Annotated in this window: 16 protein-coding genes and 4 tRNA genes; 12 read left to right on the top strand and 8 right to left on the bottom strand. The window is 70.1% G+C overall.

What is annotated here, in order from left to right; genetic code table 11:
- The first annotated feature begins 20 nt into the window (after positions 1-20).
- Positions 21-3,251 (top strand): type 2 lanthipeptide synthetase LanM family protein, encoded by a 3,231-nt coding sequence (locus ACJ8AN_RS24885; RefSeq protein WP_407757943.1) that lies wholly within the window; start codon positions 21-23, stop codon positions 3,249-3,251.
- Position 3,252: 1 nt separating this feature from the next.
- Here ACJ8AN_RS24885 and ACJ8AN_RS24880 read toward each other — a convergent pair whose 3' ends face one another.
- The 3 genes from ACJ8AN_RS24880 to ACJ8AN_RS24870 form a co-directional block, all read right to left on the bottom strand.
- The gene (locus ACJ8AN_RS24880; protein ID WP_407757942.1) at positions 3,253-4,035 is read right to left on the bottom strand and encodes a WecB/TagA/CpsF family glycosyltransferase; all 783 of its coding nucleotides are present in this window, start codon (positions 4,033-4,035) and stop codon (positions 3,253-3,255) included.
- 135 nt (positions 4,036-4,170) lie between these two features.
- Positions 4,171-4,860 carry a response regulator transcription factor FruA gene (gene fruA / locus ACJ8AN_RS24875; protein ID WP_407757941.1) on the bottom strand — a complete coding sequence of 230 codons (690 nt, stop codon included), beginning with the start codon at positions 4,858-4,860 and terminating at the stop codon, positions 4,171-4,173.
- A 534-nt stretch (positions 4,861-5,394) separates the two neighbouring features.
- Positions 5,395-5,910: a DUF2267 domain-containing protein gene (locus ACJ8AN_RS24870; RefSeq protein WP_407757940.1), complete on the bottom strand. Its 516-nt coding sequence runs from the start codon at positions 5,908-5,910 to the stop codon at positions 5,395-5,397.
- Positions 5,911-6,105: 195 nt separating this feature from the next.
- Between ACJ8AN_RS24870 and ACJ8AN_RS24865 the strand changes: the two genes are divergently transcribed.
- The 6 genes from ACJ8AN_RS24865 to ACJ8AN_RS24840 all read left to right on the top strand — a co-directional run bounded on the left by ACJ8AN_RS24865 (position 6,106) and on the right by ACJ8AN_RS24840 (position 8,237).
- Positions 6,106-6,870, top strand: coding sequence for an RDD family protein (locus ACJ8AN_RS24865; protein WP_407757939.1), 765 nt, complete (start codon positions 6,106-6,108; stop codon positions 6,868-6,870).
- 1 nt (position 6,871) lies between these two features.
- Complete coding sequence (locus ACJ8AN_RS24860; RefSeq protein ID WP_407757938.1) at positions 6,872-7,849, top strand: stage II sporulation protein M; 978 nt, start codon at positions 6,872-6,874, stop codon at positions 7,847-7,849.
- Between the two features lie 62 nt (positions 7,850-7,911).
- Positions 7,912-7,982 (top strand) — tRNA-Ile (locus tag ACJ8AN_RS24855).
- A gap of 26 nt (positions 7,983-8,008) precedes the next feature.
- A tRNA-Val gene (locus tag ACJ8AN_RS24850) sits at positions 8,009-8,079 on the top strand.
- 4 nt (positions 8,080-8,083) lie between these two features.
- A tRNA-Ala gene (locus ACJ8AN_RS24845) sits at positions 8,084-8,154 on the top strand.
- Positions 8,155-8,168: 14 nt separating this feature from the next.
- Positions 8,169-8,237 (top strand) — tRNA-OTHER (locus ACJ8AN_RS24840).
- Positions 8,238-8,269: 32 nt separating this feature from the next.
- Here ACJ8AN_RS24840 and ACJ8AN_RS24835 read toward each other — a convergent pair.
- Together ACJ8AN_RS24835 and ACJ8AN_RS24830 are read right to left on the bottom strand one after the other, a co-directional pair.
- Positions 8,270-9,706 carry a DUF92 domain-containing protein gene (locus ACJ8AN_RS24835; protein WP_407757937.1) on the bottom strand — a complete coding sequence of 479 codons (1,437 nt, stop codon included), beginning with the start codon at positions 9,704-9,706 and terminating at the stop codon, positions 8,270-8,272.
- 62 nt (positions 9,707-9,768) lie between these two features.
- A complete protein-coding gene (locus ACJ8AN_RS24830) occupies positions 9,769-10,287 on the bottom strand; it encodes a J domain-containing protein (protein ID WP_407757936.1) in 519 nt (172 codons plus the stop codon).
- A 151-nt stretch (positions 10,288-10,438) separates the two neighbouring features.
- Here ACJ8AN_RS24830 and proC point away from each other — a divergent pair, with 151 nt between their 5' ends.
- The 5 genes from proC to ACJ8AN_RS24805 all read left to right on the top strand — a co-directional run bounded on the left by proC (position 10,439) and on the right by ACJ8AN_RS24805 (position 14,068).
- Positions 10,439-11,266, top strand: coding sequence for a pyrroline-5-carboxylate reductase (gene proC / locus ACJ8AN_RS24825; RefSeq protein ID WP_407757935.1), 828 nt, complete (start codon positions 10,439-10,441; stop codon positions 11,264-11,266).
- Positions 11,267-11,287: 21 nt separating this feature from the next.
- The gene (locus ACJ8AN_RS24820) at positions 11,288-11,815 is read left to right on the top strand and encodes a DivIVA domain-containing protein (protein WP_407757934.1); all 528 of its coding nucleotides are present in this window, start codon (positions 11,288-11,290) and stop codon (positions 11,813-11,815) included.
- A gap of 3 nt (positions 11,816-11,818) precedes the next feature.
- Positions 11,819-12,118, top strand: a complete 300-nt coding sequence (locus ACJ8AN_RS24815) for a DUF167 domain-containing protein (RefSeq protein WP_407757933.1) — start codon at positions 11,819-11,821, stop codon at positions 12,116-12,118.
- 7 nt (positions 12,119-12,125) lie between these two features.
- On the top strand, positions 12,126-13,325 hold the full coding sequence (locus ACJ8AN_RS24810; RefSeq protein WP_407757932.1) for a peptidase MA family metallohydrolase: 1,200 nt from the start codon (positions 12,126-12,128) through the stop codon (positions 13,323-13,325).
- Positions 13,326-13,546: 221 nt separating this feature from the next.
- A complete protein-coding gene (locus ACJ8AN_RS24805; RefSeq protein ID WP_407757931.1) occupies positions 13,547-14,068 on the top strand; it encodes a hypothetical protein in 522 nt (173 codons plus the stop codon).
- Between the two features lie 248 nt (positions 14,069-14,316).
- On the opposite strand, the gene polA is transcribed toward ACJ8AN_RS24805, so the two are convergent.
- From polA to ACJ8AN_RS24790, 3 genes are all read right to left on the bottom strand, one after another.
- Entirely contained in the window at positions 14,317-17,043 is a 2,727-nt protein-coding gene (gene polA, locus ACJ8AN_RS24800; protein ID WP_407757930.1) for a DNA polymerase I, read from the bottom strand.
- Positions 17,044-17,134: 91 nt separating this feature from the next.
- A complete protein-coding gene (locus ACJ8AN_RS24795) occupies positions 17,135-19,426 on the bottom strand; it encodes an FHA domain-containing protein (RefSeq protein ID WP_407757929.1) in 2,292 nt (763 codons plus the stop codon).
- Between the two features lie 7 nt (positions 19,427-19,433).
- A complete protein-coding gene (locus tag ACJ8AN_RS24790; RefSeq protein ID WP_407758004.1) occupies positions 19,434-21,212 on the bottom strand; it encodes an ATPase, T2SS/T4P/T4SS family in 1,779 nt (592 codons plus the stop codon).
- Between the last annotated feature and the right edge of the window lie 106 nt (positions 21,213-21,318).

Below are 21,318 nucleotides of genomic sequence, written 5' to 3'. Positions count from 1 at the left end.
CCCTGCCCCAGGTGCCTTACATGCAAGTGATTGCTCCTGTCTTTCCCTGGAAGAAAGCGACGTTCCTCCACGAGCGGGCGACCGCGAAGGGAGGTGACTCCCCCTCGGGGAATGATCCGGCGCACGAGGAAGCCGAGCGCCAGATGAGCGCCTGGCGGCAGCTCATGTCGGGAGACGACGCGACGCTCGACGAGCGGTTGAGGAGCGTCGGGCTCGACCGGGAGGATTTCCTGCGAATCCTCCTGCGTGCCGAGAGCGCGGGAGAGGGGCCGGAGGACAGTGGCTCCTGGGTGTCCCTCATCGAGGAGGTCATCGAGCAGCGGCATGCCGGAGAGCCGCTGCCTTCCTCGCTCCAGCCCCCCGCCGCGCCGGGGAAGCCGGGGCTGCCGTTCTCCGGCTTCCTCCAGCCCTTCGTGCGGATCGCCGCCGCGCGGCTGCGCACCGTCGTGGCCGCGATGCAGGCCCGCTATGGGCTGGAGCAGGCCCTGCTGACGCCCGAGGCCGAGGCCACGCTGCTCGAGAGCCTCGCCAGACGGCTCCAATTCCTCTCCACCCGCACCCTCATCCTCGAGCTCAACGTGGCCCGGGTGATGGATCTGCTCCCCGGCGACACGCCCCAGGAGCGTTTCCATCACTTCTGCACCACCCACTTCCTGGAGCCTCGGGTGCACATGGCCTTGCTGGAGGAGTACCCCGTCCTCGCCCGGCTGCTGGCCACCGGCACCGAGCGGTGGCTCGCCGTCACCCTGGAGCTGCTCGAGCGCATCGCCACGGACCGGCAGCAGCTCGGCCAGGTCTTCCTCGGGGGCCAGGACATTGGCTTCCTGGCCGCCTTGCAGACGGGCGTCTCGGACCTCCACCGCGAGGGCCGCAGCGTCATGCTGCTCCGGTTCAGCTCCGGCCTGCGGCTCGTCTACAAGCCGAAGTCGCTCGCGGTGGACGTCCACTTCCAGCGGCTCCTCGAGTCCCTGAACGGCTGGGGCGCGCGCCACCCGCACCGCGTGCTCTCCGTGCTGGACCGTGGCGGCCATGGCTGGGTCGAGTTCGTGGAGTCCTCGGGCTGTGACTCGCGCGAGGCGCTCCAGCGCTTCTACTGGCGCCAGGGCAGCTCGCTGGCCCTGCTCCACCTGCTCGCGGCCGTGGACTTCCACCTGGAGAACCTCATCGCCGCCGGCGAGTACCCCGTGCTCGTGGACCTGGAAGCCCTCTTCCACCAGCGGCTGCCCATGGACGCGGGGGACTCGGCGGTGATGCGGGCCTGGAGCCGGTTGGATCGCTCCATCGTCTCCATCGGCATGCTGCCCATGCTCCTCTTCGGCCGGAGCGGACGCGCCGGCGTCGACATGAGCGGGCTGGGCGGAGAGGCCGGACAGCTCTCGCCCACCGCCGTGCCCATGGTGGAGGACGCGAACAGCGACACCATGCGCATGGTCCGCCGCCAGGGCCGCACCTCCGGCTCCAGCAACCGTCCCCTGCTCCAGGGACAGCCGGCGGACGCCTCCGAGTTCACCGAGGACATCGTCCAGGGCTTCGAGGAGACCTACCGGCTCCTCCTGGGCCACCGCGAGGCGCTCGGGTCCCGCCTCCAGGCCTTCGCGGACGTCGAGGTCCGCCACATCGTGCGCGCCACCCAGCGCTACGCGCTCCTGCTCCAGGAGAGCGTCCACCCCGACTTCCTGCGCGAGGGGCTCGAGCGCGACAAGGTGTTGGACAACCTCTGGGCCGAGGCCTCCCTCGTGCCCGCGCTGCGGCGGCTCGTCCCGTATGAGCACGCGGATCTGCGGCTCGGGGACATTCCCCTCTTCACCACGCGCCCCGGTGAGCGCCACCTGTGGAGCAGCACCGGTGATTGCATCCGCGACTACTTCGCGCATGACTGTCTTTCCGAGGTGCTGGAGCGGCTCGCGGGCATGGATGAGAGGGATTGCGCCTGGCAGGTGTCCCTCATCCGCAAGTCGATGATCTCCCTCGACAAGGGCCGGGGGGCCACGCGTCCCGCCGCCCGCGCCGAGCCGCGCCCCTCGCTGCCTCCCGCCACGCGCGAGGAGTGTCTCGCCGCCGCGGCCGCCATCGGCGAGGACCTGATGGCCAAGGCCATCCGGGGCACGAAGGACGTGTCCTGGATTGGCATGAACCTGGAGGACCTGGGGAAGTGGCGCTGGAGCCTCGCGCCCCTCGGGAGCGACCTGTACGAGGGCCTTGGTGGGCTCGCGATGTTCTTCGCGCACCTCGCCCGGGAGACGGGGCGCGCGGACTTCGAGGAGCTCGCCCGCGCGGCGCTGGAGACGGTGCGCGACGCCTGGCGCAACCCCGACCCGAACGAGGCCGGCGTGGGCGCCTTCGTCGGCCGCACCTCCGCCGCGTACGTGCTCGGCCACCTCTCCACCCTCTGGAACGAGCCGGCCCTCCTGGACGAGGTGCTCACCGGGATTCCCGCCCTCGAGTCCCTCATCGACGCCGACACCCGGTTGGATCTGCTCAGCGGCTCCGCGGGCTGCGCGCTCGTGCTGCTCGGGCTGCACGCGAAGACGGGGGACTCGCGGCCGCTGGACGCGGCGATTCGCTGCGGGGAGCGGCTCGTCGTCACCGCGCAGCCGTGCCCCGAGGGCGGCGTGGGCTGGAAGGGCTCGGCGGGAGAGCGGCCCCTGTCGGGCTTCTCCCACGGCGCGGCGGGCATCGCGTACGCGCTCCTGGAGCTGTCCTCCGCCACGAGCGATCCGCGCTACCGCGAGCTCGCGCTCCAGGCGCTCACCTACGAGCGCGCGCTCTTCGTACCGGAGCGTGGCAACTGGAGGGACCTGCGCGAGCCGGAGGCGGGCATGGAAGGCGATCCCCGCTCGGGCTTCATGCTGACGTGGTGCCATGGCGCACCGGGCATCGCGCTCGGGAGGCTGTGCTCGCTGCGGCACCTGGACGGCGTGGAAGTGCGCGCGGAGCTTGAGACGGCGCTCACCACCACGCTGCGCGAGGGCTTCGGCGGCAGTCACTGCCTGTGCCACGGAGACCTGGGCAACGTGGAGCCGCTGTACCTGGCGGGAGAGGTGCTCGGCGAGCCGCGGTGGATTCGCGCGGCCCTCGAGCGCGCGGCCCGCGTCCTCCAACACGGACGCGAGCGCGGCTGGCTCTGCGGACTGCCCCGGGGCACGCAGACCCCGGGGCTGATGATGGGACTGGCCGGAATCGGCTACGGCCTGCTGCGGCTGGCGGCTCCGGAGCGCGTGCCCTCGGTGCTCACGCTGGCGAGGCCCTGAGTCAGCCCCGCGCCGCCGCGATCACCCGCAGGGACGCCAGGCTCCGGCGCACCCACCGCGCCACCGAGCCCAGCACCCCCCAGGGGCGCGACACCCGCCGCCCCTCCAGCAGCGACTCCAGCGCCGGGCCCAGACCCACCACCACCGCCGGCTGCAGCCGCCCGGCGGCGTACTGGCAGAAGCGCTCCTGCCGGGGCGACTCCAGGGACACCAGCACCAGATCCGGCCGCGTCAGGGCGATGCGCTCGAGCAGCCGGTCCACCCACGGACCCCGGCCGTCCTCGGGCATGCCCGGCGCGGCCACGCCCACCGAGAGCAGCCCGTAGCGCTCCCGCAGCGCGCACGCGCTCCACTCGGCGACGCCCGGCCGCTCAGCCACCACGAGCACCCGCCAGCCCTTCGCCTTCGCCAGCCCCGCCAGCGCCGGCAACCACTCCGCGCCCGCGCGAGGCTCCGCCAGCGGCGCGCCAATCATCCGCGCCACCCGCACCAGCGCCGGGCCACCCGCCAGCGACAGCTCCGCCGTGGCGAGCGACTCGCGCAACGCCGCGTCCGCCTGGGCCAGCGCCACCTGCTCCACGTCGGGCGTGACAATCCGTCCGCCCTGGCCCGCCGCCACGAGCCCTTCAATGGCTCGCAGCACCTCGTCCAGGGGTCCCATGTCCAACGGCACCTGACCGATGCGCACCCGAGCGAAGGCCCGTCCCGGCCCCCGCTCGAGCTTCCTCGGTGCTGGAAGCGCCAGCCCACTGCGCGGCGTCTCCAGACCAACGACCCCGTTCATCACCCTCCTCCTCCTGGCGCCCTCGATGGGCCGGGACAGTGGTGTCACGCACCACGATCTGCCAGGGGGGTCTGACGCTTGGATGGCCGGGAACTGACGACGGGGTGAAGTCCGTTCCCGGCGAAGCCCGAAGCGCTAGAGATCCGGCGGCGGCCGGACCCCCAGGTGACACGCACGCAACGCCAGCTGGGTCCGGTTCTCCGCTCCCAGCTTCCGGTACAGCTGCGTGACGTGCGACTTCACTGTCCGCTCGGCGATCTGCAGGTGCGCGGCGATCTTCAGGTTGTCCGCGCCGCCCGCCACGTACGCGAGCACCTCGCGCTCGCGCTGTGTGAGGGTGAGGAGGACGCTCGCCGTGGCGGTCGGCACCGGTGGGTGCTCGAAGTCGTTGCGCAGCAGTTGCACCGGGAAGAGCTTCTCCCCGCGCACCAGCGCATTGACGGCCGTGCACACCGCGTTTGTCGTCAGGCTCTGCCGGAAGAGGTAGCCCGAGGCGCCCTCATCGAAGCATTGCGAGACGAAGTCCTGGGCGTTGGCCGAGGACAGCACGAGCATCCTCACCTCCAGCCGGCGCTTGCGCGCCTCGCGCAAGAGGTTGAGCCCCTCCGTGGCCGAGCAACCCATGTCCGCGGCGCCTTCCGGCTCCACGTCCAGGATGGCCACCTGTGGCGGATCCGTCCCGATGCCGTCGAGGAGTGTCCTCACGTCCCGGGTCACCCACAAGACGCTCAGACCTTCTCCCCGCAGCCCATCGGCCAGTCCCTGCCAGGCCGCCCACGGTCCTTCCAACAATCCCACACGCACTTCAGCTTGATTCGTTGCCATGCGAGGGCCCCCCAGCCGTCATGGCGTACAGCCCTTTTTTTGAGACGAACTGCATTCGGCCTTGGCTTCACCCAGCGGCTCCAGATGTGGGTCGGGCGCGCATATCCGCAAGGGTTTCCGTCCTACCGGCCAGCACCAACCACAACCAGTTGACGTTTTTGCTCTCCCGGGCCGCACCTCCTCCACTGACTGGAAAGATCCGACCCAACCATACCACCGGTTCACCCACTGTGCGACCGGGGCTACCCACGAATGTCCATCCGAATGGCATACGTCCAGTCCCGAGCCACGCCAATTTGCCGCTGACTGTGCACGGCCATACCCAACCCTTCCTGAAGTGTCGGGTGGTTGGCGATTCCCTCCCCCGTGGACGCAAGGGGCGGCGGACAGGGAGCGGCCTCGGAGGGCGCCCTGGTGTGTCCCTATCGCCGCGCTACCCTGAGTGTAGGGGCCGCTCTCCAGGGGGGCGCGGCGGAGCAAGCAGACCGGGGACACGGAAGCGGGGGCTGGAGTCGTTCCAGCCCCCTTCGTCGTTCACATGGCGCGCTGCCACAGGTCGCGCATGTCGGAGGGCAGCTGACCGATGACGTCCTCGATCTCTCCCTCGGTGACCTGATCCCTCACCGCGGCGAAGACGGCGCGGATCCGCTTCTCGGCCTCGAAGGCCTCCAGGTCCAGGTCCTCGGAGACCATGCGGATGAAGTCCTCGCGGCCGAACTTGCTGGCCGGCTTGCCCAGGTGCCGCTCGCACCGCAGCAGCAGATCCTGGAGCTTGCCCGGCAGTTGGGCCTCCAGGTGCGCCGCCTCCTCGCCGAACAGCCGCTGCTCCAGGACGCAGAGGACCGAGACCGCGGCGCGCTCCGCCTCTTCCTCGTTCAGCGAGCCGATGACCATGAGGTTCTTCAAGAAGTTCTTGAAGGTCTGGTTGCGGCGGGTCTCACTGCGCTGCTCGCGCCGGGCCTGGAGATCGACTCCCGTGGCGCGCCGCCCCTGCTCCTGCTGATCGCCCTGCTTGATGTCCGTCCCCTCGGGCCGATCCATGTCCGCCATCTCCGCCTCCTCTGGCTGTAGTGGAAGTCCACTGTCCCTCTTCATGACCTTGACCATGCCCTCACGGCGTGTGCAGCGAGGGCGGCACGATGGGGCACCTGCCCTGGTGACTGGCCTGACGAAGGGACGGGCCACCCGTGAGAGGAAGAACGGGAGAGCGGCCCCGCGAGCGTGTTCCGGGTAATCTCCAGGGCAATGGATTCCGCCGCATCCCCGCGCCTCGACGTCGCCACACCCGAGCGCGTCTCGCTGTCGCTGCCCGTGGCGGGCATTGGCTACCGGTGCCTCGCCTACCTGGCCGACCTGTGCCTGATCTTCCTCTTCTGGGTGGTCGCCTACTTCACCTTCACCCTGCTGGTGAGTGACGTGCTCGGCTTCTTCCAGGGGCTGACTGGCATCGCGCAGACGCTGCTGGTGGTGGGGATGTTCGCCACGCAGTGGGTGTACTGGACGCTGGCCGAGGTGCTCATGCACGGGCAGACGCCGGGCAAGCGCCTCGTCGGCATCCGGGTGGTGCGCGTGGATGGCTCGCCCGTGGGCGTGCTGGAGAGCGCGGTGCGCAACCTGGTGCGCGTGGTGGACTCGCTGCCGGGCATCTACGCCGTCGGGGTCCTGAGCGTGCTGCTCACGCGCCAGCACCGGCGGCTGGGGGACCTCCTGGCCGGAACGATCCTCGTGCGCGAGGAGCGCATCGACCTGGACAAGTACATGGCCTCCGCCGCCGAGCCCACGGCCGTGCCCTCGCCCACCCGCACCGCGCGGCTGGCCGCCGAGGACGTGGAGCTCCTCCTCTCCTTCCTCGCCCGTGCGCCCCAGTTCGAGCCGGCGGCCCGGACGCGCCTGGGGACGAAACTGGTGGAGCGGTATGGAGGGCTCGAGGAGACGGAGCGGACGCGTGTGCTCGCCTCGCCCGCGTCCACCGAGGCCTTCCTGAGAGCCCTCGTGCGGACGGAGCGCTGAGGTGGCCACGCCCTTGCCCGCCTTCGTCTCGCGCCGCCGCCCCGACTGGGATGCACTGAAGGAGCTGCTCGCCCGGCAGCGCGTGGGCACCCTGCGCCTGGAGGAGCTGCGCACGCTCGATGTCCTCTATCGCCGGGCGGCGTCGGACCTGGCGCATGCGCAGACGTTCTACGCGGGCACGGACGTGCACCGCTTCCTCAACCAGCTGTGCGGCCAGGCCTACGCCGCCATCTACCAGCCTCCGCGCGAGCGGCTGGCGGCCACCCTCGCCTTCTTCCGCCGCGACTTCCCACGCACCCTGCGCGCCAACGGGGCCTTCGTGGCCGCCAGCACTGGCCTCTTCCTGCTGGGCATCCTGCTCGGGGCGGCGGTGGTGTGGCTGGAGCCCCGAGGCGCGGAGCTGCTCGTCCCCGAGCACCTGCGTGACTTCATCGCCCGCCGGGAGATGTGGACGGACGGCATCCTCACGGTGTCGCCGCCCAACGCGGTGGCCTCGGGCATCGCCACCAACAACCTCACGGTGACGATTGTCACCTTCGCCTCGGGCCTGCTGCTGGGGCTGGGGACGGTGTTCGCGCTGCTCAACAACGGGGTGCACCTGGGCTCGGTGGCCGCGCTGTGCGTGCACGAGGGCATGGGCCCCAAGCTGTTCGACTTCATCGCCGCCCACGGGCCCGTGGAGCTGTCCATCATCGTCATCGCCGGGGGCGCGGGGCTCATGGTGGGCCAGGCCCTCATCGACCCCGGCGAGCTGCCCCGCTCCCAGGCCCTCGAGCAGCGCGGGCGCGAGGCCGTGAAGCTGGTGCTCGGCTGCGCGCCCTTCCTCGCCCTCATCGCCGTGGTGGAGGGCTTCGTCTCCCCCGGTGACTTCTTCGCCTCGTGGGCGAAGGGCCTGCTGGGCCTCACGCTCGGGGCGCTCTTCTGGCTCTACCTGCTGCGCGCGGGCAGGGGCGAGGCCGCGTCCCCGGGAGACTCCTGACGGACGAGACCGCGCCGCGTCAGGAATCCGCGGCATTTCGCGTCTGATTGCTCGTGGCTGATAGGGATGTAGCTCAAAGGCAGAGCACCTGCTTGATAAGCGGGTGATAGCGGTTCGAGTCCGCTCGTCCCTACTTCGAAACCACTTCCATTCACAGACACGCGAGTCGCTCAACAGCAGGGCACCGGCATGACTCGCCGGAGATCAGGGTGCGACTCCCTGCTCGCGTAATTCGGGGTCATCGTCCAACAGGAAGATGCCGCCATCGCAAGGCGGAGATCCGGGTGCGATTCCCGGTGACTCCACTCGTCGTTTTCATGGGCTGACCGCCGGGGCGGAACCGGGCTTTGCACGTCTGGTGGGCCGGGTTCGACTCCCGGTCGGTCCATCTCTCTCTGTCTCTGCTCACCGCGCCGCGCGCTATGCCCAGAAGGCCAGCAGGGCGCCCGCGGCGGTGGCCACCACGTTGACGGTGTCGTTGCCCAACCAGGAGAAGCCTCGGAGGGCGCGAGCGGGCCGGCCACAGCGGTGCACGCGGCGCTCGGTCTCCCGGGCGCAGGCATCGCAATAGCGCACGTCCTGCACCGTGGCGCCCAGCAGGCTGTCCACCAGCGAGCCCACCACTCCGGCCAACACGAGCCAGGGAACGAGCGTCCACCGGGCTCCCGCGAGCACGGCGGCCAGCCCGACGAAGGCGGCGCCCGCGGTGGCGGCCAGCATCCCGGCTCCCGACACGGCGCCGGACGTTCCGGGCGGTACCTGCCTCAACGTGGTGACGAGCCTCGGCGGCGAGCGCGAGAGCACTCCCAACTCGGTGGCCCACGTGTCCGCGTTGGCGGCGACCAGGGCACCCAGCATGGCCAGGGCGTAGCGTTGATCTCCCGTGGTGCCCAGCAGCACCGCCGCGAGCGCGGCCACGCCCCCGTTGGCCAGGGCCTGCCCCAGATCCCGCGTCCCCGTCTTGGCGTACTCCTCCTCCACGCCGGCCTTGCGGGAGCGGAACGACTTGGAGAGCGCGCTCGAGGAGACGAAGAAGCCGAGCAGGGCCGCCGTCCCCACCGCGCCCGCGAAGCCGAACACGGGAATACCCACGAGCAGCGCGCCCAACACGCCGCTCGGGGTCAGCGAGCCCCGCGCCCACGATGCCACGCCGATGACGAGCGCCACCACGGCCCCCATGCCCAGCCCCGAGGCATGTGCGGGCGGCACGAGGTACAGCACGGCCCCGGCGGACAGCGGCACCCAGAGGTTGTCGCGGCCCTTGGTGCCGAGCGCCTCGGCGCAGGTGGCCACCACGGCGCACAGCGCGGCCAGCGGAACCCTCGGCATGTCCGGCGCGATGCCCGGCATCCACGTCAGCGTGGCCAGCACGGCCACGAAGGTGCCGGCGCACATGGCCAGCGAGCCCTCCAGGCTCTTGAGCTCGCCCCCGAGCGTCTCGTAGCGGTGGCGCCCGAAGCGTCGGCCCACCAGCGAGGCCAGCGCATCACCCACGGCCATGGCCATGACACCTCCGGCCGCGGCCGCGGGCTTGTCCCACGCGAGCCACACCAGCGCCGAGAAGGCGAGCGCGAACCAGACGGTGCCCAGGTTGTCGGGCTCTGCCTCCACGGCCTTCAGCAGCCGCTTGCGATGGATGACCCAATTGGCCACCGCCGCCGTCATCGAGGGCACCACGGCCAGCGCCGGATTGTGGAAGAGCCCCAGCACGCCGAAGATCCAGAAGCCCACGCTCACGTGGATGACCTTGCGCGCCAGCTCGCGCGACAGGCCCAGCCGCACGGCCCCCTCGCCCGCCGCCACGCAGATGCCGACATACCCGTAGGACCAGAGGAGTGCCTGGATGTCCTGACTCATGGAGGCCGATACTACCCCGCCCGAAGCCGCCTCCCGCTCCTCGGGCTGGGGGACCCGGCGGCCTACCGGCTGCGCGCGGGCAGCACCGTGGCCTCGCGCACCGGCGCGCCCGCCTCCAGCGCCTCAATCCGCTTGCGCTGCCGGTGGCGGAGGATCTTCTCGTACGCCACGTTCAGCTCGCGCATCTTCGCCTCCGAGCCACCCCGGTCCGGGTGCCGCTCCAGCGCCAGCTCACGGAAGCGCGCCCTCACCACGTCCGGCGAGTCCAGCGGCGACACCCCCAGAATCCGGTACGGGTCCTGATCGTCGATCGCCGCCAGCCACGCCTCCAGCCGGTCCTTCACCGCGATGAAGCGCTCGTCCGCGTCCGTCTTCTCCTTCACCGGGTGCGTGCGCATCTTCGCGTCCGCGCGGAAGACGTCCGTATAGACGCTCGACACCCAGCGGTGGCACGAGCCGCACCGGAAGTACTTGACTCGCGGCCCCGCGTGCCCGGTCATGCGAACCCCGCAGTGGGTGCACTCGACCTCCACGTTCTCCAGGGTCCGCCAGTTCCAGTTCGTCGCAGCCGCCGCAGTCATGGGTCCCTCCGCTCAGGCGCTACAGGCCTGTAGCGGGTGTCAAGGTCCCACGATCCGATCCTCCGTCAAGAAATTCGCAACCGGACGGTAGCCGCGAGCCCCCCTTTACACGGCGCGTCCGGGCAGCGGCGTTTCACGGTAAATCGAGAGGATGCTCGAACGGACCATCGCATTCCTCGGCGCCGGCAACATGGCCGAGGCGCTCATCAAGGGCCTGCTGCGCGCCGGCACCGCCCGGCCCGAATCCCTCATCGCCACCGGGCGCCGTGGCGAGCGCCTGGAGACGCTGGCTCGCACCTACGGGGTGCGCACCACCCTGGACAACCTGGCCGCCGTGCGCGAGGCGGATGTGGTGGTGCTCTCCGTCAAGCCGCAGGCCCTGGACAAGGTGCTCGTCCAGGTGGCGCCGGAGGTGGATCCGCACAAGCTGGTCATCTCCGTGGCGGCGGGCGTGCCCATCGCGGCCATGGAGCGGCGGCTGGGCTCCGGGGCGCGCATCATCCGCACCATGCCCAATACCCCCTCCCTGGTGGGCGCGGGGGCCTGCGCGCTCTCCCCGGGCGAGCACGCCAGCGAGGAGGACCTGGCGGTGGCCACCCGCATCTTCCAGTCCGTGGGCACCACCACCGTGCTGGACGAGAACCTCCTGGACGCCGTCACCGGCCTGTCCGGCAGTGGCCCCGCCTACATCTTCCTCATCATCGAGGCCCTCTCGGATGCGGGGGTGAAGGTGGGATTGCCCCGCTACACCGCCCTCAAGCTGGCCGCGCAGACGGTGTTGGGTAGCGCCCAGCTCCTCATCGAGACGGGCGCCCACCCCGGCCAGCTCAAGGACCAGGTGACGAGCCCCGGCGGCACCGCCATCGCTGGCCTGCATACCCTGGAAGCAGGCGGGCTGCGCACCACCCTCATCAACGCCGTGGAGGCCGCCACCCGCCGTGCCAAGGAGCTCGGGGAGCAGTTCCTGGAGAAGTCCTAGGGCTGGCCTATACTGGGGTGCATGAAGATCACCCCGCTCGACATCCGGCAGAAGCGCTTCGAGACGGCCATGCGGGGCTTCACGAAGCGCGAGGTGGAGGCCTTCCTGGAGCTCATCGCCGGTGAGTTCGAGGAGGTGGTGAAGGAGAACATCTCCCTCAAGGAGGAGCTCAAGCGCACCCAGCTCAAGCTGGAGCAGCACTTGGAGCGCGAGCGCACCCTCCAGGAGACCATGGTCACCGCCCAGCGCATCAGCGAGGACATGAAGGCCGCCGCCAAGAAGGAGGCGGAAATCATCCTCGCCGACGCCGAGCACCAGGCGGAGAAGATCGTCCACGGCGCGCACCAGCGGCTGGTGCAGGTGGTCGAGGACATCAACGAGCTCAAGCGCCAGCGCGCCCAGTTCGAGTCCCAGGTGAAGTCGGTGGTGGACGCGCACCAGAAGCTGCTGGAGACGTTCACCGGGCGCACCTTCGCCGACAAGGACTACGCCCGCGTCGAGGACAACGTGGCGTACCTCACCCAGAAGAAGGCGCAGAACGGCGAGTAGCCCGTGGCCGCCTCCTGGCTCAAGGAAGTGCCCGGCGCGCTGGAGCTGGCCGTGCTGGTACAGCCCCGCGCCTCGCGCACCCGCGTGGTGGGCGAGCACGATGGGATGCTGAAAATCCAGCTCGCCGCCCCGCCCGTGGACGGCGAGGCCAACGCCGCCCTGCTCGAGTTCCTGGCCAAGGCGCTCGGGGTGCCCAAGCGGCAGGTGACGCTGGCGGCCGGTGACACCTCGCGTCGCAAACGGGTGCGTGTCGAGGGGCTTGGCGCGGCGGCCATCGAGGCTGTTATGTCTGGGGGCACGTGAGGCCCCCATGCGCCACCTGTTGCTGCTCCTGACGCTGTTGCTGTCACCCCTGGCGGGGGCGCAGGAGGACTTGCCCGGCCCGAGGCACGAGGCCGGCCACGCCAACGGAGGCGCGGAGCCCGCGGTGGTGCCCATGCCCCGGCCGGCGCTGGTGGTGGGCGAGGTGGACACGCCGCGCTTCCACATCCTCTACACCGCGAGGGCCGAGGGCTCCGCGCGCCAGCTCGCCGGCAGCATCGAGTCCATCCGCGACGGCTTCGTGGGCGTGCTCGGGCGGGACTGGCCGGGGGAGACGGAGATTCGCGTGGGCGTGGGCCGCGAGGAGTTCGAGGCGCTGGCGCTGCCCGGTGGCGCGCCTCCGGGCTGGGCGGCGGCGCTGGCCTACCCCACGCACCGCATCGTCCTGCTCAACGCGCTGTCGCTGGCGGCGCCCGACGGCATGGTGACGCTGCGGCACGAGCTGGCGCACGTGGCGCTGGGACAGCTCGCGGGCAGCTGGCCACGCTGGTTCCAGGAGGGGTTCGCGCAGAACATCACCGGCGAGAACTGGTCCATGACGCACTACGCGGCCCTGTTCCGCGCGGTGACGCAGCAGCGAATCTTCCGCTTCGAGCACCTGTACGACCGCTGGCCGGACCTGCCCTCGGACGTGGAGATCGCCTACGCGCAGAGCGCGGCCTTCGTGGCGTGGCTGTCGGCGAAGCACGGGCCCGAGGGCATGGGCCGGCTGGTGGACGAGGTGGCCACGGGCCAGCCCTTCGAGCAGGCCTTCGGCAAGGCCTTCAAGTCCTCGCTGTGGGTGGAGGAGCTGGCGTGGCGGGATGGGCTCGCGGGGCGCTACGGCTGGCTGCCGCTGACGACGAGTGAGGCGCTACTGTGGCTGGGCGCCACCGGCCTGGTGGTGGCCGCCTACGTGCGTCGGCGCAAGCAGAAGGCGGAGCGCTTCGCCGAAATGGAGGCGCAGGAGGCCGCGGAGGAAGTGGCGATGCGCGCGGCCCTCGAGGCGGAGCTCGCCCAGCAGCGCCACCTGCTCCCTCCCCCGCTGCCCCCCCCCGCCGAGCGCGCCGAGCTGACCGAGCCCTCGGAGCTGGCCGAGCCCTCGGACGCGGCGGCCCCCGAGTGGCACGAGCCGTCTTCTCCGCAGGGCCCGGAATTCGAGGACGAAGAGGAAGCCATGCCTCGTCCTTCCAAGCCGACGGTGCACTAAACCCGGGGCCGCGCGGCCGCCCTCGCGTGGGAAAAACTCTGCCCACGCACGCGACAGCGTGACCCACGCCGCACTCTCCTCTTCTCCCCTCACGCAAAATCTACAGCCCGGCTGGCGGGCTCCTTTCGGGGAGTCGCGCCAAACGGCTGATTTCACTGTCCACCGGCCGCGTGCGAGCGCTGGCAACTGGTTTGCTTAAGACGGCGCCAGCGGAGGACGGAATGACGGAACGAGCACGGCGGGGAGCAGGGGTGGCGAGGGTGTTCGTGGGGCAGCCCGAGCGTCTCGCCGCGGCATGGCGCCGGGTGCGCGCCGCCGAGGGACGCAAGGGCGGAGCGCCTGTCCTCAACCAGCTGGACAACGTGGTGGAGCCCTTCATCCGCGAGGTGGGCCGGAGCCTGGAGGGCAAGGAAGGCAGCCCGTGGGGCCGGACGCGCGCCGTGCTGAGGCTGGCGCCGAAGCGGGGGGCTCGCGCGCTGCATGAGGAGTTCACGGCGCTGCGCCGCTGCCTGGTGGACGCGGTGGAGACGCTCGGTGGGGGCGACGCGGAGCGGGCGGTGGTGAATCAGGCGCTGGACGAGGCGGTGGACTCGGCGGTGGCGGTGCTGGAGCGCCTGGCCAATCCGCTGGCGCCGCGTCCGCGGGTGCCCTTCGCGGGCCTGGTGGTCCAATTCTTCGAGAAGCCCTCGGTGGCGGAGCGCCAGAAGCCCGCCTCGGACGAGGGCCGGGTGGCGGTGCATTGAGTTGAGGGGGTGCCGACCCGTCCGGCTTGATGACTCCAGAGACTGGGAGCCATCCGAGAGCCGGCGGTTGAAGGGGGCGCGCTGACGGGCCATGGGGGGCCCGAGGCGCGAAAAGGGGGTGCGTTCCCGCGCGGGGGTGCGGTGAGCGCACAAGGAGTGGCCGCCGTGGAGGCCGCGTGTTCGGGGGTTCACGCGAGCTGTCTTGACGGCCGGACGGGTCGGCGTTGTTTTCCGGGCGGGCGCGTACGTCAGTGCGCGTCCGCCCAGTTTTTTCCAGCCCCCACTTCCACCTTGAGGGGCACCTTGAGCTGCATCACCGAGCTCATGCACCGCCGCGACAGCTCCTTCACGGCGTCCACCTCGGACTCGGGCGCCTCGAAGAGCAATTCGTCGTGCACCTGCAGCAGCATCCGCGTGCGCAGGCCCTGCTTCTCCAGATCCGCCTCCACCGCCAGCATGGCCTTCTTGATGAGGTCCGCCGCCGTGCCTTGAATCGGCATGTTGATGGCGGCGCGCTCGGCCGCCTGCACGATCTGGCGGTTCTTCGCGCGCAGATCCGCCATCGGCCGCCGCCGCCCGAAGAGCGTCTCCACGTAGCCCTTCTCCTTCGCCACCCGCACCGTCTCGTCCAGGTAGCGCTTGATGCCGGCGTAACGCGTGAAGTAGCGCTCGATGATGTCGCGCGCCTCCTCCTCGGGGATGTTCAGCCGCGTGGACAGGCCGTACGGGCTCAGGCCGTAGGCGATGCCGAAGTTCACCGTCTTGGCCACCCGGCGCTGATCCCTCGTCACCTGGTCCTGCGCCACCCCGAAGATCTCCGCCGCCGTGCGGCTGTGGATGTCCTCGTCCCGGGCGAAGGCGTCGATGAGGACGGGGTCCTCGGCGATGTGCGCCAGCAGCCGCAGCTCGACCTGGCTGTAGTCCGCCGAGACGAGCTGGTGGCCCTCCTCGGCGATGAAGGCACGGCGGATCTCCATGCCCAGCTCGGTGCGGATGGGGATGTTCTGCAGGTTCGGGTCGGACGAGGACAGCCGGCCCGTGGCGGCCGTCGCCTGGTGGAAGGTGGTGTGGAGGCGTCCGTCCTTCGCCACCAGCTCCGGCAGCGTGTCCAGGTAGGTGCTCTTGAGCTTGGAGAGCGAGCGGTACTCGATGATGGCGCGCGGCAGTTGATTTTCCGGGAACCTCTCGGCGAGCTGCTCCAGCACCTCCTGGTCCGTGGAGGGGCCCGTCTTGCCCTTCTTGATGATGGGCAGGTTCTGCTCTTTCTCGTCGTACAGCACCTGGGCCAGTTGAGCGTTGGAACCCACGTTGAACTCGTGCCCCGCGATCCCGTGGATCTTCTTGACGATCTGCTCGCAGTCGGCGCCCACCTTCTCCGAAATCTCCCGGAGCACCTTCACGTCCACCCTCACGCCGAGCGACTCCATGCGCGCCAGCAGCGGCACCAGGGGCAGCTCCAGCTCGCGCGCGAGCGTCGCCAGGCCCAGGGGCTCCAGCTCCTCCCACAGCCCGGGGGCCAGCTGCCGCGCCGCGTCCGCGCGGACCGCGTACGCCAGGGCCACTTCCTCGGGGGTGTGCTCCCTCAGCGCGCGGGCCTTGCGGCCACTGGTGGTGGGCAGCTCGGGCAGATCCACCTGGAGCCGCTCGCGGGAGAGGAACTCCAGGCTGTGGTCGCGCCGCGAGGCATCCAGCAGGTAGCTGAGCAGCTCGACGTCGTTCTCCCCTCCCCGGAGCCGGATGCCCTCGCGGTTGAGCAACAGCCAGAGGGCCTTGAGATCATGCCCGCCCTTCTTCACCGCCGCGTCCTCCAGCACGCCCTGGAGGGCCGCCTTGAAGTCCGCGGGCCGCACCTGCTCCACGCCGAGCCCGTCGTGGGCCAGGGGCACATAGCGCGTGGTGCCGTCCTTCAGCGCCACCCCGAGCCCCACCAGCAATCCCGCGAAGGGCAGGCCCTCGTAGGCGGGCACCAGCGTCACGGAGCCCGCCTCGCGCATGGCGGCGGCCACGGCCTGGAGCGCCTCCTTCGTGGTGACGATCTCCGTCTGCGCCGGCAGCTTCGCGGCCGTCTTCGGAGCCTCCTCCGTGGGCGCTCCCGTGGCCCCCTTCGGCGGCAGCTCGCGCAGCAGGGCGGAGAACTCCAGCTCGGCGAAGAGCTGGCGCAGCTGCTCGTCATGGGGAGCGCGGCGCGCGAGCTCCTGGATGGACACGCCCAGCTCGAGGTCCGTGCGGAACGTCACCAGATCGCGCGCGCGCAGCAGGCTCTCGCGGTGCGCGGCGAGCGCCTCGCGCATCTTCGGCTTCTTCACCTCGTCGAGCCGCCCGAGCAGCGCGTCCACGCCACCGAACTGGTGCAGCAGCTCCACCGCCGACTTCGGGCCGATGCCCGGCACCTTGGGCACGTTGTCCACCGCGTCGCCGATGAGCGCCAGGTAGTCGCGCATCTGCTTGGGCTCGATGCCCAGCCGCTCCTTCACCTCGGCGGGCGTCGTGTGGCGCTCGTTCTGGGGATCGTACAGGTGCACGTCGTCATCGACGATCTGCACGAAGTCCTTGTCGCCGGTGACGACGAGGACGCAGAAGCCCTCGGCCTTGGCGCTCTTGGACAGGGTGCCGATGACGTCATCCGCCTCCCAGCCGGCCACCTCCAGCACGGGCAGGTTGAGGGCTTCCACCACCTTGCGGATGTAGGGGAACTGCTGCGCCAGGTCCTCCGGCGTGTCCTTCCGGTTGGCCTTGTAGTTGGGGTCGATCTTCTGGCGCTCGGCGCGGCTCTCCTTGTCGAAGGCGAGCGCGACGTGGGTGGGCTGGAGCTCCTTGAGCGCCTTGAGGACCTGACGGGTGAAGCCCAGGGTGGCGTTGGTGGGCACGCCCTGGCGGTTCGTCAGGGGGGGAATGGCGTGATAGGCGCGGAAGATGAAGCTGGAGGCGTCGATCAGGACGAGGCGGGGCGCACCGCTCGAAGGGCTCGGGACCATAGGCCCCCGGCCTTAATCGAGCCCCCGCCCCGCTGTCCATGCCAGCCGTGCGCCGGGAGCGAACCGTGAACGCTCCCGGGCGCTCCCGGGCTCAGCAGCCGTTCTCCTTCTTCGTGGCGGCGACCTTCTCCTCGAGCCCGTCGCCGGGGACGGCCAGGTCCATCACGGCATCCAGATCCTCGCAGGTCTGGGCGGACTTGAGGGCCTTGAGGCCGCGCGAGGAGCACCGGCCCACCTGCGAGTTGAGGTCCGTATTGCCCGCGTAGAAGTGGAAGCCGAGCTTCCAGATGCGGCAGGCGCGGCGCTGATCTCCACGGTCATCCCAGTACTTGCCCCGGGAGATCGCCTTGGCGGCCATGTCCTGCTGGATGTTGCGCCGGTAGAAGGACGGACGGGACTCGGCCAGGTCGGCCATCAGCCGCTTGTCCACGTCGAGCGCCTCCTGCAGGGGCTCGGCGGCCTTCTCCACGTCCTCGTTCTGCAACAGGCCCTGGCCGATCTTGAAGAGCTGGTCCACGTTGCTCACGTCCGTCTGCAGCTTGTCCGCGTCGCCGTGGTATTTGGCCAGCTCGTAGTTGGAGCGCAGCTTCTGCAGGGTGACGACGGACTCGTTGCCGCGCCCGGACCAGTAGTCGATCATCGCCGCGACCAGGAACTTGTGGGGGTAGCGCTGCTTGAAGACCTCCTCCACCTGCTTCTTGGGATCCGGCGCCGCCTCGTCCTCGAAGAAGATCTCCGACACCGGGCAGTGCCAGGGCGTGGCGTTGGGGTCCACCTTCTTGCGGGCGATGAGGAAGTCCAGGTAGAGCTTGTCCTTGGGCCGCCACTCGGTGCGCCCCAGCCGCTTCTTCTTGTCGAGCACCAGGGTGAAGCCGATGGGCGGCTCCAGGTCCTCCTTGGACATCTTCTGGCAGGCGAAGCCCAGGTAGCGCTCGCACCGGGGCACCGCGGGGCTCCACTGGCTGTCGCGCAGGTAGCGCTTGCAGTCGTCCAGGGAGCGCTTCTCCACCTGCATCACCGCCTCCTGCACCTTGGGCTTGGCGCGGCGGAAGTAGGAGCTGTCCTTGGGAATCTTCTTGAAGAGGTCCAACGCCTCTTCTTCCTTCTGCCGCACGAGCGCCTTCTCGGCCTGCGCGAAGAACTCGGCGGACTCCTTCTCCAGCTTGATGCGGCGCATGAGGGTGTTGGCCTCGGCGTTGATCGGATCGAGGTCCAACGCCTTGGAGCAGGCCCCCTCGGCCCGCTGCCAGTCCGGCTCGCTGCCCAGCTCCGTGGAGGAGTAGGAGCGGCACTTGCTGAGCAACTCCTGCACCTGCTCGGCCGGATTCGGGGGCGGCGGGCCTTTCTTCACCGGAGCGACGGGGCCACCCGCGCCCCCGCCCGCGCCACCACCGCCGCCCGTGGTGTTCTTCACGATGCCCGCCACCAGCAGCACGCCCACCACGCTGGCGGCCACCACCAGCAGCCGCTTGCGCGAGGCCGGGGCAGCCGCCGCGGGAGCCGCGTCCTCGGCCTCGGCCGCCTCGGCGCCCACCGCCTGACCGCGCCGGGTGGGCACCTCGGAGCGTCCGCGGCGCGCCGGCAGGTTCGAGCCCCCACTCGCGCTCTCGACCACCACCTCCACCATGCCGAAGGTGATGAGATCTCCGGGCTGCAGCACCACCTGCTGCGTGCCCACCGGCTCGTCATTCACGAGCGTGCCGTTGGCGCTGCCCAGGTCGCGCAGCACCACGCCCCCGGGCGTCGCCTCCACCTCGGCGTGCTTGCGGCTGACCGAGTCGTCCTCGAAGACGACCGAGGCGGGCGCCTGCCGGCCGATGATCAGCTTGCCCTTCACGGGGAACTTCTGGTTGGCCCAGGGACCGGTGAGGCCCTTGAGCACCAGGCCCCCACCGCCCTCGCCCTCCGCCGCGCCCGCCGCCGGCTTGGGACGCCGGGCCAGCGCGGACGGACCCCCGGCGCCACCGGGTGCCGGACGCTTGAGGGCGGGAATGGCCTGGGTGGCGTTGCGCGAGGCCGGCTTGTCGCCCCCGAGCAGCTCCGGCTCCTCGCCCGCGGGCTTCGCCGCCTTGCGGACCCCCGTGGGCCGGACTCCCGCCGCCTTGAGCCGCAGCTGGTAGTCGCCCAGCTGCACCTGGGACTTGGGCGTCAGCACCGTCATGCCGGTGATGCGCTGGCCATCCACGTAGGTGCCGTTGGCGCTGCCCACGTCCTCCACCATCACCTTGCCGCCCTCCTCGAAGAAGCGGGAGTGGCGGCGAGACACACCGCCCTCGGCGAGGACCAGATCATTCTGACCTTCCTGGCGGCCGATCTTCAGCTCACCGGAAAGCTCGTGTTCGCTCTCTCTGCCGTCGGGGTGACGGATGACCAGGGTAGGCATGGGGGCGTCAGTCCTCGCGGAAGATGCTCATGTTGACGGGGATGCCCTTGCGCTGCAGGTCATCGTAGAACTTCGGCACGAAGCCGCTGGCGACGTAGCGCCCGCGCACCTTCCCGTCCTCCGTGAAGCCTTCCTGCTTGTAATAGAAGATGTCCTGGAGGGTGACGATGTCCACCTCCATGCCGGCGATCTCGGTGATGTAGCAGATCTTCCGCGTCCCATCCGAGAAGCGCGTCTGCTGCACGATGAGGTGAACGGCGCTGGCGATCTGCTCGCGGATGGCCTTCACCGGCAGCTCCATGCCGCTCATCAGCACCATCGTCTCCAGCCGGGCGATGGCGTCGCGCGGCGTGTTGGCGTGCAGCGTGGTGAGCGAGCCGTCATGGCCCGTGTTCATCGCCTGGAGCATGTCCAGCGTCTCGCCCGCGCGGCACTCGCCCACGACGATGCGGTCCGGCCGCATGCGCAGGCAGTTCTTCACCAGGTCGCGGATGGTGATGGCGCCCTTGCCTTCCAGGTTGGGCGGGCGGCTCTCCAGCTGCACCCAGTGGTCCTGGGGCAGCTGCAGCTCGGCGGCGTCCTCCACGGTGACGATGCGCTCGTCCTCGGGGATGAAGGAGCTGATGATGTTGAGCGTCGTCGTCTTGCCCGAGCCCGTACCGCCCGAGATGACGATGTTCTTGCGCGCCTTGACGCACATCTCCAGGAACTCGGCCATCTGCGCCGTGACGGTCTTGTACTTGATGAGGTCCTGGATCTTCAGCGAGTCCTTCTTGAACTTGCGGATGGTGATGCAGGGACCCTTGAGCGCCAGCGGCGGGATGATGGCGTTGACGCGGCTGCCGTCCTTGAGGCGCGCGTCCACCAGCGGGCTGGACTCGTCGATGCGCCGGCCGATGGGCGCCACGATGCGTTCAATGACGCCGAGCACCGCCTGATTCGAGCTGAACGTCTTCTCGGACAGGACGAGCTTGCCCTTGCGCTCGATGTAGATCTGGTTGGCGTGGTTCACCATGATCTCGCTGATCTCATCCGACGCGAGGAACGCCTCGAGGGGCCCCAGGCCCAGCGCCTCGTTGATGACGTCGGTGAGCAGCTCCTCACGGTCCACCTCGGGAGGGAGCTCTCCATCCGCCTCCATCTGATCGATGATGTCGCGGATGGCCTTCTCGGTGCGGCGCCACAGCTCGTCGTCGCCGAGCCGGTCCATGTCCATGCGGCGCAAGTCGAGGTACTCGATGAGGCGGTCGTGGATCTCCTTCTGGAGCCGGGTATAGGCCTCCAGCCGCGGGTCCACGCGCTTCTTGTTCTTCGCCAGCGCCGAGGCGAGCGAGGCCGGCATGCGCGCGTTGGCGTTGGACTGCGGCGCGGGGGCGGGCTCCTCGTAGGGCTCCTCCTCGTAGGCGCCCTGCTCCTGCCCACCGTCGTCGTAGCCCTGGTCCTCCTCGTAGTACTCCTCCTCGGGGGCCGCGGTGCGCGTCATCGGCGGCGCGTCCTCGAGAGGCTCCACGTTGATGATGTAATCACCGATGAAGATCTGATCCGCCGGCTTCACCACCTGCGGCCCGGCGATCTTCTTGCCGTTCACGAAGGTGCCGTTCGTGGACTTCATGTCCACGACGATCAGCTTGCCGTCCTTCTCGACGATCTTCGAATGACACTTGGAGACGTTGCCCTTGGCGAGGACGATGTCGTTACCAGCGAGGCGGCCGATGGTGATCTCGTTCTTTTCGAACTCGATCTGCTCGGTACCACCGCCCTTCTCCTCGAGCGTGACGAGAAACATGGCGCGGATGCTACCAAGCACGCACGTCCCCTCAAAGCGGAGGCTGTAGAAGCAGCGAGGCCGGCACCCCGCCCTTCTGGAGGGAGGAGGCCGGCCTCGAGCAGCC

The organism is Archangium sp. (assembly GCF_045802675.1).
GTDB lineage: Bacteria > Myxococcota > Myxococcia > Myxococcales > Myxococcaceae > Archangium.
Note: the sequence above shows the minus strand (reverse complement) of the source record. Positions and strands in the feature narration are given on the sequence as shown.